8 protein-coding genes are annotated in these 9429 nt (G+C 43.7%); 1 reads left to right on the plus strand and 7 read right to left on the minus strand.

Annotated features, from left to right (window positions below; all coding sequences use genetic code 11):
• Positions 1-115 precede the first annotated feature (115 nt).
• The 7 genes from ABV001_RS07605 to ABV001_RS07635 form a co-directional block, all read right to left on the minus strand.
• On the minus strand, positions 116-1336 hold the full coding sequence (locus tag ABV001_RS07605; protein ID WP_352422232.1) for a bifunctional 3,4-dihydroxy-2-butanone-4-phosphate synthase/GTP cyclohydrolase II: 1221 nt from the start codon (positions 1334-1336) through the stop codon (positions 116-118).
• Positions 1337-1352: 16 nt separating this feature from the next.
• The gene (locus ABV001_RS07610; RefSeq protein ID WP_352422233.1) at positions 1353-3311 is read right to left on the minus strand and encodes an LptF/LptG family permease; all 1959 of its coding nucleotides are present in this window, start codon (positions 3309-3311) and stop codon (positions 1353-1355) included.
• Between the two features lie 142 nt (positions 3312-3453).
• A complete protein-coding gene (locus ABV001_RS07615; RefSeq protein ID WP_323423095.1) occupies positions 3454-3843 on the minus strand; it encodes an START-like domain-containing protein in 390 nt (129 codons plus the stop codon).
• Positions 3844-3988: 145 nt separating this feature from the next.
• On the minus strand, positions 3989-5974 hold the full coding sequence (locus ABV001_RS07620; RefSeq protein WP_352422234.1) for a glucosamine-6-phosphate deaminase: 1986 nt from the start codon (positions 5972-5974) through the stop codon (positions 3989-3991).
• 44 nt (positions 5975-6018) lie between these two features.
• Positions 6019-7401: an MFS transporter gene (locus ABV001_RS07625; protein ID WP_352422235.1), complete on the minus strand. Its 1383-nt coding sequence runs from the start codon at positions 7399-7401 to the stop codon at positions 6019-6021.
• Positions 7402-7633: 232 nt separating this feature from the next.
• On the minus strand, positions 7634-8398 hold the full coding sequence (locus tag ABV001_RS07630) for a creatininase family protein (protein ID WP_352422236.1): 765 nt from the start codon (positions 8396-8398) through the stop codon (positions 7634-7636).
• Between the two features lie 101 nt (positions 8399-8499).
• Entirely contained in the window at positions 8500-8772 is a 273-nt protein-coding gene (locus tag ABV001_RS07635) for a helix-turn-helix domain-containing protein (protein ID WP_352422237.1), read from the minus strand.
• 213 nt (positions 8773-8985) lie between these two features.
• Between ABV001_RS07635 and ABV001_RS07640 the strand changes: the two genes are divergently transcribed.
• Positions 8986-9306 carry a hypothetical protein gene (locus ABV001_RS07640; RefSeq protein ID WP_352422238.1) on the plus strand — a complete coding sequence of 107 codons (321 nt, stop codon included), beginning with the start codon at positions 8986-8988 and terminating at the stop codon, positions 9304-9306.
• The last annotated feature ends 123 nt before the right edge of the window (positions 9307-9429 follow it).

The following is a 9429-nucleotide window of genomic DNA, read 5'->3' on the forward strand; positions in this document are numbered from 1 at the left end:
TACTCGCTTATCGCAAACATTCTGTTGTTGTTCTGTTGCACTATCCCGCAAAGCGGGAAATAACATGCGAAGCATGAATAACGATCGAATAACAGCGAAGCGAATAACTATCGAACTACTTTACACTACGTAGCACATGACCCATTCTATTCTTTTTGGTCTCCATATAAAAATGGTTATACTTATTGGGGGTAATTTCGAGCGGCACGTTTTCCACTACTTCCAGTCCGTATGATTCCAGTCCTACGCGTTTGGTAGGGTTATTGGTCATCAGTCGCATTTTTTTTACTTCCAGACTGCGCAGTATCTGCGCCCCTACACCGTAATCCCGTTCATCGGCCTGGTAACCGAGGTGGAGGTTGGCATCCACGGTATCGAGTCCCTGTTCCTGCAATTTGTAAGCCGCCGCTTTTGCCATCAGTCCGATTCCCCTTCCTTCCTGATTCAGGTATACAAGGACTCCTTTTCCTTCTTTTTCAATGAGTTGCAATGCTTTGTGAAGTTGTTCACCACATTCACAGCGCATCGACCCGAAAATATCGCCGGTCATACAGGAGGAGTGTACACGTACCAGCACAGGCTCATCTTCCAGCCATTCCCCTTTGATAAGTGCTACATGCTCCTGGCCGGTAGCTTTCTGTAGGAACGGTATCATGGTGAACTCACCATATTCGGTAGGCAGTCTCACCGCTTCCCCCCTTTCTATCAACGATTCCGTCTGGAGCCTGTATTTTATCAGGTCGGCTACGGAAACGATCTTCAGGTTGAATTTCCGGGACATCTCCATCAGTTCCGGAAGGCGGGCCATAGAGCCGTCCTCATTTTTTATCTCGGCCAGGGCACCGGCCGGGAAGAGTCCTGCCAGGCGGGCAAAGTCGATTGTTGCTTCGGTATGTCCCGCGCGACGCAGTACCCCTTTGGTTTGTGCACGAAGGGGAAAGATATGTCCGGGACGGCCAAAATCTTCGGGCGCTGTTTCTTTACGGGTCAGGGCCAGGATAGTCTGGGCCCTGTCGTAGGCCGAGATACCGGTAGTACAACCATGGGTAAGCAGATCGACGGAGACGGTAAAAGGAGTGGAATGTATGGATGTATTGTGTGAAACCATCATGGGCAAGTCCAGTTCCTCGGCACGCTCTTTTGTGATAGGCGCGCAGATGAGCCCTCGCGCATGGGTTTCCAGAAAGTTAATCTTCTCCGGAGTAATATGTTCTGCCGCAATAATAAGATCGCCCTCATTTTCACGGTCTTCATCGTCGACCACTATAATAAAGTTGCCTTTGCGAATCTCTTCAATCGCCTCATCGATGGTATGTAATTGAATTTTTTCTTGCATTATATATAGGATTGTTTTATGCTAAAGCTACAGTTTCCGGCCCATGAATGCCGTGTAAAATAGGTATCAACTCTCCATTCAACTGTTGAATATATTTCAGGTCTTTCCTGATTGTCCATTCAAAGGGAACAGAAAGAAGTCTGATAATAATACCTGCGGGAAAAAAGTACATACAGATTTTAGCCGGGAGTGAACCGGTTTCGAAAATCCTCACTATATTGAATAGTACAGGATACTCTTCTGCTTTGGATAATACCTCCAGTCTGTTTGAATTTGACAGGCTGTTCAATGATATCTCCATGGAGCTTCTGATAGAACGCAACTCCTTGTTGTAGCTGGTATCCATCCAATAATCTCTATAAGATAGATGGCCATATCTCTCAAGGAAGAGATCTATTTTCTGCGATAGCTCCGATAATGACCGGGATATCTCATTATAGTCCGGCTTTTCAATGATGACACTTTTCACCGGGTATTTTCTTGTCTCACGAATAAAAAAGATTCTTTTAAAGAAATTGACATAAGTATCGGCGTTCATGATCACCGAATCGTTGATTGCCTTATAAGTGAGGAACACCCCTATGGGCAACAGGATGAACGAACTGAACCACATACCGAACCAGTGTGCCCAGACACCGTCACGGGTCATTTTATATCCTACATTATCCACGATATAATAGATAATGAACATGATCACCGAAATAACGATGGGTGTTCCCAGTCCTCCTTTCCTCACAATAGAACCCAACGGAGCCCCGATAAAAAAGAATATCAGGCAAGTGAACGGAATGGTGAATTTCCGGTGCAATTCTATCCAATGACGGTTGATAGTTTTTTGTGTGGTAGTTTTATTGAGCGACCTGAATATAAACTCGTTACTGTTATTATCCGCTTTCATGAAAGCATTCTGCAAGATGGCGGATTGATCATTCAGCGGTTTTGAACGGACCAGTGTGTCAGGAGCGGGTACATCAACAGGTGTAAGCCTTGCGGCAGCAATCAGTGAATCTTTCTTTCCTGCAGGATAACCGTTCCGGAAAGAGAGGTAGGAATAGTTCTTCATCGTCTTCCTGTCCACCCGGTTCACGCTGTCCATGATCAGGGACATGGAGTCGATGGAGGCACCCAGTTGCGATAAGTTTTTAGATACATAATTACTGGTCGAGCTTCCTTCAATCACATCTTCTCCCATACGGTTGAAGTTGGCATCATAATCGATCATCATGGTCTTTGTATCGAAGCTTTCCCGCGCGTATGGAACGAAATCATTGTTATAACGCGAAGAGGAAGAACTGCCCTGGTCAAAGTTGCTAAACTGCTGCCCGTTATACATCGTGAAGAGAAGCATCTTCTTGTCGTCGGTCATACTCATCTTGGCAGAGTCACAGACAATCACAGCCATACTGTTGAATCCGTTTTCTATATCATAGATCAATACATTGTGCAACGTTCCCGTTTTCTGATCCTTTTTTCCTACATAGAGATTATAATTGGGAATATCCTTATAAAAGACCCCTTCGGGAATTTCGAGCTCCGGTGAAGCCTGCCGGATAGAGATGAGCAGCGAATAATTCTTGGCTGCTATTTTCGGCATCACATCGTTCTGATAAAAAAAGGCACCGATTGAGATAGCCACAATGAGGATAGTGAGCGGTTTCATGGCTGTCAACAACGGCACACCGGCCGCTTTCACTGCCAGTAATTCGAGGCTTTCACCCATATTTCCGAACATCATCAGGGAGGCCAGCAGTATCGCCAATGGCAGCGCCATAGGAACAAAAGTGAGGGCAGCATAGAAAAACATTTCTGCGAGCACACTTATCTCAAGTCCTTTACCGACCATATCCTCCACGTATTTCCACAAAAATTGCATCAATACCAAAAATAGGCATATCGCAAAAGTCATCAGGAGAAGCGGGATATAGGTGGTGAGGATATAGCTGTATAGCCGCTTTATGTGGAAAAATCTTCTCATTAAAAAATGGACAAAAAAAGAGTCGTTTAATTTTACGACAAAGATAGTGAAAGCTGAGAGAAATCGAGAGAGTTTGCGCTCAAAAGATTACCGAGGCGCATCCTATCTTATCTAAAGATAGTGAAAAATGAGAGAAATCGTGTCAGATTCCCAGTCTCCTTTTCATTTCATCAACCTGGAATTCCCATAATGCTATGGCATCTCCTTTTTCGTCGGGTTCGGCAAAATCGGTTATTTCAAGTGTCATAGCACCTGAAAGATCAAGTTTACGCAACAGGAATTCGAAATAGAGTTCTTCCTCTTCCTCGTCGAGCCACTTGTAGCGGATATTTGATTGTGGTTTCTTATTAATTATCCGTGCTTCATTATCGGTTTTTCCCCATATGAATTTGTAGATGGTCTCCGTTTCATCCATTGTCACCTCATCTGCAAACCATTCCGAAAGACCGTCAATCTGACTGATCATTCGCCACAAACTGCTCTGGGTAGCATTTCCCATCAGGAATTCGATATGAAATTTCTCCTTTGACATTTATTAATTCAAAACAGGCACACAATATACAAATTTTTTTTGAATTTATGCATACAATCGTCGGTTAATTTTAAAATAAAACCCCGACATCCGGAACAGATCACTCCTGTCTCCGGGTGCCGGGATCATTTTATCAGGTCGGAGACTATTGGACGGGAATATACTCGACGAACGCCTCTATAGCTTCGTAGGAGGCCAGCCCCAACTCCCAGTACATATCTGCCGTTGCCCTGTTCCGTTCTTCCGAACGTTGCCAGAACAATCTCTCATCATCTCCGAGGAAAGGAGCGCTTTCCATTTGCGATTGATGTTTGAGGATAGCATTCCTCTTTTGTCGCAGTTCTTCGGGAGAGAGGGGTACTGCCATTTCTATATGGTCTATCTCCCACTCCATCCATGCGCCGCGGTACATCCATACCCGACAATCTTTGTACCAGTCATCCTCTTTCATCAGGTCTATCGCTGCCAGGATGGCATCAAGACAAACCTTATGCGTTCCGTGCGGATCGGCGAGGTCGCCCGCCACATAGATCTGGTGCGGTTTGATGGTTTCAATAAAATCTTTTACAATATTGACATCTCTCTCCGATATGGGATTCTTCTTAATCTTACCGGTTTCGTAGAAAGGGAGATCAAGGAAATGTACATTCTTTTCCGGAAGTCCCACATATCTGTCGGCCGAACGGGCCTCTTCACGACGAATCCTGCCTTTAATGAAAAGAATATCGGGCGTATCCACATCATCCTTCGATTTTTCATGCAAAAGATAGCGGCGGATACTCTCATATTTTTCCAGTAATCCAGTGTTTTCAGGATTGAATTTCTTACGCATACTGTTCAGCACGGAAATATAACGGATCACCTCTTCATCGCCCACGGCAATATTCCCTGAGGTCTGGTAAGCCACATGTACCTCATGCCCCTGGTTGACGAGCCTCTGGAATGTACCCCCCATGGAAATCACATCGTCATCGGGATGCGGGCTGAAAATAACCACTCTTTTGGGGTAGGGTTTTGCCCTTTCAGGACGATAAGTATCATCGGCGTCCGGTTTTCCTCCCGGCCAACCGGTGATGGTATGCTGCAGGTCATTGAATATCTTGATATTCACATTATAGGCCGATCCGTATAATGTGATGAGTTCACTCAATCCGTTATCGCTATAATCTTTGTTTGTCAGCTTGAGGATAGGTTTGTCTACTACCCCGCAGAGCCAGACGATAGCGCGGCGGATCAGTTTGCTGGTCCATTCGCAATTGGTCACTAACCAGGGACGACTGATACGTGTCAGCTCAGAAGCGGCCGCCAAATCCACAAACACTTTAGATTCAGGGTGTGTCTGCAACAAAGAACCGGGGACCAAGTCAGTTACCGCACCTTCCACAATTTCCTTGACACTGGGAGCTTTTTGTTCACTCCAGGCCACCAATGAGATCTTTTTGGCATCCATCATATCAGACAGCCCCATGGTGATGGCGCTTACCGGCACCTTGTCGAGCGAGCCGAAGTTACGGGAGATATCTTTCCTGGAATCACCGTCGAGCATTACCAGGCGGGTTTCCGAATGGAGGCTGCTACCGGGCATATTGAATCCCACATTCCCTTTACTCCCTAACCCCAACAGCAGATAATCGAGTCCACCTGCTTTCTTCAGGCTTTGCTCGAACGCCTCGCAGTTTTCGGCTATCAGGTCCTTCTCTACGGTAGCATCGGGAGAAAAAATATTTTCCGGTGCAATATCTACCTGATCCAGAAAATTCTCCTTCAGCATCTGTAGGTTGCTATAGGTGAAATCAAGTACCGGATAAAATTCATAGGTGTTAAAAGCGATCGTGTTGCTAAAACTGACGCCTTCCTCTTTATGCAATCTCACCAGCTCGTCATAGACAGGTATCGGAGAATTCCCCCCACTGATTCCCAACACAAAGGGTTTGCCTTCCTTCTGCTTTGCTTTCATCTCGTTGACGATATCCTTCGCAACTTTTTTTGCCGCTCTTCCCGATTCCTCAAAAATGGCTACCGGCAATTTCTCGAAACGCGACAGGTTATATTCCTCGAAATCATTTTCGGGCCTGTAATACTTTTTGGGAACCCTCTCAAAGGTAATGTGTGAACTTAAATCTAATCTCATATCTCTTTATTTTTTAAAAAAGCTAATCATATCCTCCTTGTATATTATAACGCGCCTTCTCTTCTCCTATCCAGTTTACGTGTAATGCCAGTATAGAGGACGAGCGCTATGGCCGAAACAGCACCAATTCCAACGAAAACATACCAGATATAGTGTGCGTTTTGGGTAGCGGCAGCGTAGGCGACGACATCGAGCACCCCCTCCTCATTGATGAACAGCCGTGGGTCGGGACAATATTTATCCAGCAGGAATCCCGAGAGCCCGAAAGCAAGCAGGAAAGAAAAAAATGAGTGCAGATGGCTGAATCCCAGATAAAGCCCTTCTTCGCCCTTAGGTGCCTGAAGCGAAAAATATTCCAGGTAACGGGGTGAAATAAAACATTCTGCCACTGCCTGCATGGCGATGCCAATGATCATCATAAATGCCACAGGGTGCATGCCCAGTATATTAGCCGCTCCTATCTGTGTGCCAAAGGACATTGCCAAGGCAGACAATGGGATAATGAACATTCCTATCATCATAGAGGTGATGGCATTCCGTTTCTTCATGATTGAAGTGACAAAATTGACACATACAAAAACCACTAAGGGGTTCACATTGGCATACCATCCGGGTGATGCTCCCTCCCCGATCAACCGTATCACATATTTAGGCATGGTGGCGTACATCTGGCTTTGTATAACCCAGAAGCCACTTACAATCAATATCAGCAACATCAATCGCCCGTTCAGCATCACTTTTCCCAGCGACCGCCCCAATTCGGCAAAACTTTTTCCTTTTCCTTCGGTCTTGGCTGATTTATAAAAGAAATAAACCGCGATCAATGCAAGGAGAGTCATCGCTGCCGAAAAGTAATTCAGGTAGACCAATCCCTGGTCGCCCATACTCCTTCTCAGCGGATCGACTACCGTCTTACCGGTGAAAGCGCCGATATTCACCATCATATAGAAGATTGAATAGCCACGGGCCCGGTTTTCCGGCGTGGTTTCACGCGCTACCGTACCCGATATTACCGATTTAATGAACGATCCTCCGATAACAACCAGTATCAGCGGGGCAATAATGGACCATCTCAAATAACTCTCATTCAACCCTGTATAGGTGGTGGTCATATCATAATTAACCAATCCCGCATTCTCAAGCATTGTCGGGAGAATTCCCAGTCCGGCATACCCTACTGTCAGTAATGAAAAAGCCAAAATGATGGCGGAACGAAACCCGATCTTATCGGCTATGGCGCCGGCAAAGACAGGTAGCAGATAAAGCAATGCTGAAAACAAACCTGCGATCACACCCGCTTCGATATCGGAGAAGCCCCATACATTAGACAAATAAAGTGTAATGACTATAAAAACGGCATAATATGCCAAACGCTCGAGAAGTTCTACAAAATTAGCAACCCAAAAGGGCTTTGAGAATTTAACCATCAGAGATTGTTTAATTGTGAAAAGTCGGGATAAATTTCATATCGTCGACAAAGATAGTGAAAGCTGAGAGAAATCGTGAGAGTTTACTATCAAAAGATTTCCGAAGCGCATCCTATCTTATCCAAATGTAAAAGGTTTTAGTAAATATTTAAAAAATTACACTTCAATATTGTCCGAAAACTGTTTTAAAATTCCATGTTGTTCTTTTATCCTCCTTACAATATGGTTGTGTTTACTCGTACATATCATTGATATCCATTTGGGATAATTCCAGCAAGACAGCAGCAATTTTTTCGGTAATGGTTTCGAAGAATCGCTTCCCTTTTTCTGCGGTCGACGCCTTGGGATTGCCAATGCCAGTGTCTTCCGTCACTTGCGACCAGTGGCGTTCGGCCCAAAACCATCCTTGTCGTAAGGCTTCGATCTTATGTTTCTTCTCTTTGCCTTCACCTGCCTCTTCGAGAGGAAGTACCAACTCCGGCCTGAGGTACAATATCAGGCTGGTCTCCATCTCATCGGCATGATCGCCTTTGTGTTCGAAGAAATCATCTCTACCTTTCCACTGGAACCAATTGCATACGGAGATAAACATATCCGGGTATTTTGCTCCCAGTTCACGTGCCATAATCTTGAAATCATTTCCTCCATGGCTGTTAAGAATAACCAGTTTTTTGATACCGTGCCGGTTGAGATTTTCCACAATATCATTCAGTATGATCAATTGGGTGCTGGGATAGATATTCATATCTAAACGGATATCCAATTGTCCGGTATTTACACCGAACGGAAGGGTGGGTAGCACGACCGGTCTTACACCTTTCTCCCATGCAATCCGGGCTGCTTCGGCCGCGATGTTCTCCGCCAGGATATTGTCTGTTGCGTAAGGTAAGTGATAATTGTGCGCTTCGGTAGCGCCCCACGGCAATATTGCCAGGTCAAAAGCGGCACCCTTAATCGACTTCCAATTGGATTCCGCTAAAATATAAGGTCTGATCATCGTTTGATGTTTTTATGAATGACTGTCAACAAAAATAAATGAAAATTGAAATATTTCCAAGGAAAATAGCCCTGATTTCATGATTGGGCTTTTTTTCTTTCCTATATTTTATCTAAAAACTTTTTCAAACTTTTTACCGAGTTGAATTTTTTTATTTCATCCTTATAGCTAACCATAGCAATAAAATCAGGACTCTCTTTTGATATAAACAGTTCATGCAATTCTACTCCTAAATGATCCGCTATTTCTTGAAGTTTGGCTATAGAAGGATTACCATCGATGCGCTGATTAAGTGCACTTAGTGTTATTCCGAGTTTATCGGCAAACTCTTTTTGAGTATACCCTTTTTCTCTAATTAGTTCTTTAATTCTCATTTAATTTTCATCTTTTTATGCAAAAATAATGTTAGAAATCACAATATATAGACATATCTGTATTAATAAAGATTAAATATACAGTTATGCCTATTGTGCTTATTGTAGATATACAATTATATCTGTATATTTACAGATGCAAAAACCGAATGATTGGAGATAAAGAAGTGAATCGTATATAATTGGATAGCTAATAATTTAAAATCCACAATTATGAAACCAACAATTACAGAGGTAGAAGAAGATTTAGCAAAACTATTCTTTGATGCACTAAGTTTACTCTACAGTGCAATTGATTTACTTGAGTACTATGCGGAAACTTCAGAAAATAGGAACGATGGAACCCGTATGTACTGGGAATTATTCGAAATGTCGGAAAATTCAGATTTTAATTTTAAGACGAAAGCAAGACATTTGAAAGAAAATAAAAATGACTTGGAAGTCTATTTTGAGAATAAACTGAAGCCCATTGTTAAAGAGTTAATCGATAATTTTACTTTTGAGGGATTGGGTGGAAAATCCATAGCGCAGTGACCCCGTTCGCCAAGTCGTCGTTGACCCTCTAAAAATTTTCTATATTGCCCCGTATAAGTCCTGGCCGACGGGGTCATTTTAATTTTAGTTTATTTATTCTTTCCTGCCTTCATTTTGCGCACG

Origin of the sequence: Proteiniphilum sp. (assembly GCF_040307845.1) — a bacterium.
In the GTDB taxonomy this organism is placed as follows: domain Bacteria; phylum Bacteroidota; class Bacteroidia; order Bacteroidales; family Dysgonomonadaceae; genus Proteiniphilum.

Excerpts from the sequence above, each read along its gene's own strand:
- ABV001_RS07630 (WP_352422236.1), bottom strand. The coding sequence starts at position 8,398 with ATGATCAGACCTTATATTTTAGCGGAATCCAATTGGAAGTCGATTAAG.
- ABV001_RS07635 (WP_352422237.1), bottom strand. The coding sequence starts at position 8,772 with ATGAGAATTAAAGAACTAATTAGAGAAAAAGGGTATACTCAAAAAGAG.
- ABV001_RS07640 (WP_352422238.1), top strand. The coding sequence starts at position 8,986 with ATGAAACCAACAATTACAGAGGTAGAAGAAGATTTAGCAAAACTATTC.
- ABV001_RS07625 (WP_352422235.1), bottom strand. The coding sequence starts at position 7,401 with ATGGTTAAATTCTCAAAGCCCTTTTGGGTTGCTAATTTTGTAGAACTT.
- ABV001_RS07605 (WP_352422232.1), bottom strand. The coding sequence starts at position 1,336 with ATGCAAGAAAAAATTCAATTACATACCATCGATGAGGCGATTGAAGAG.
- ABV001_RS07620 (WP_352422234.1), bottom strand. The coding sequence starts at position 5,974 with ATGAGATTAGATTTAAGTTCACACATTACCTTTGAGAGGGTTCCCAAA.
- ABV001_RS07610 (WP_352422233.1), bottom strand. The coding sequence starts at position 3,311 with ATGAGAAGATTTTTCCACATAAAGCGGCTATACAGCTATATCCTCACC.
- ABV001_RS07615 (WP_323423095.1), bottom strand. The coding sequence starts at position 3,843 with ATGTCAAAGGAGAAATTTCATATCGAATTCCTGATGGGAAATGCTACC.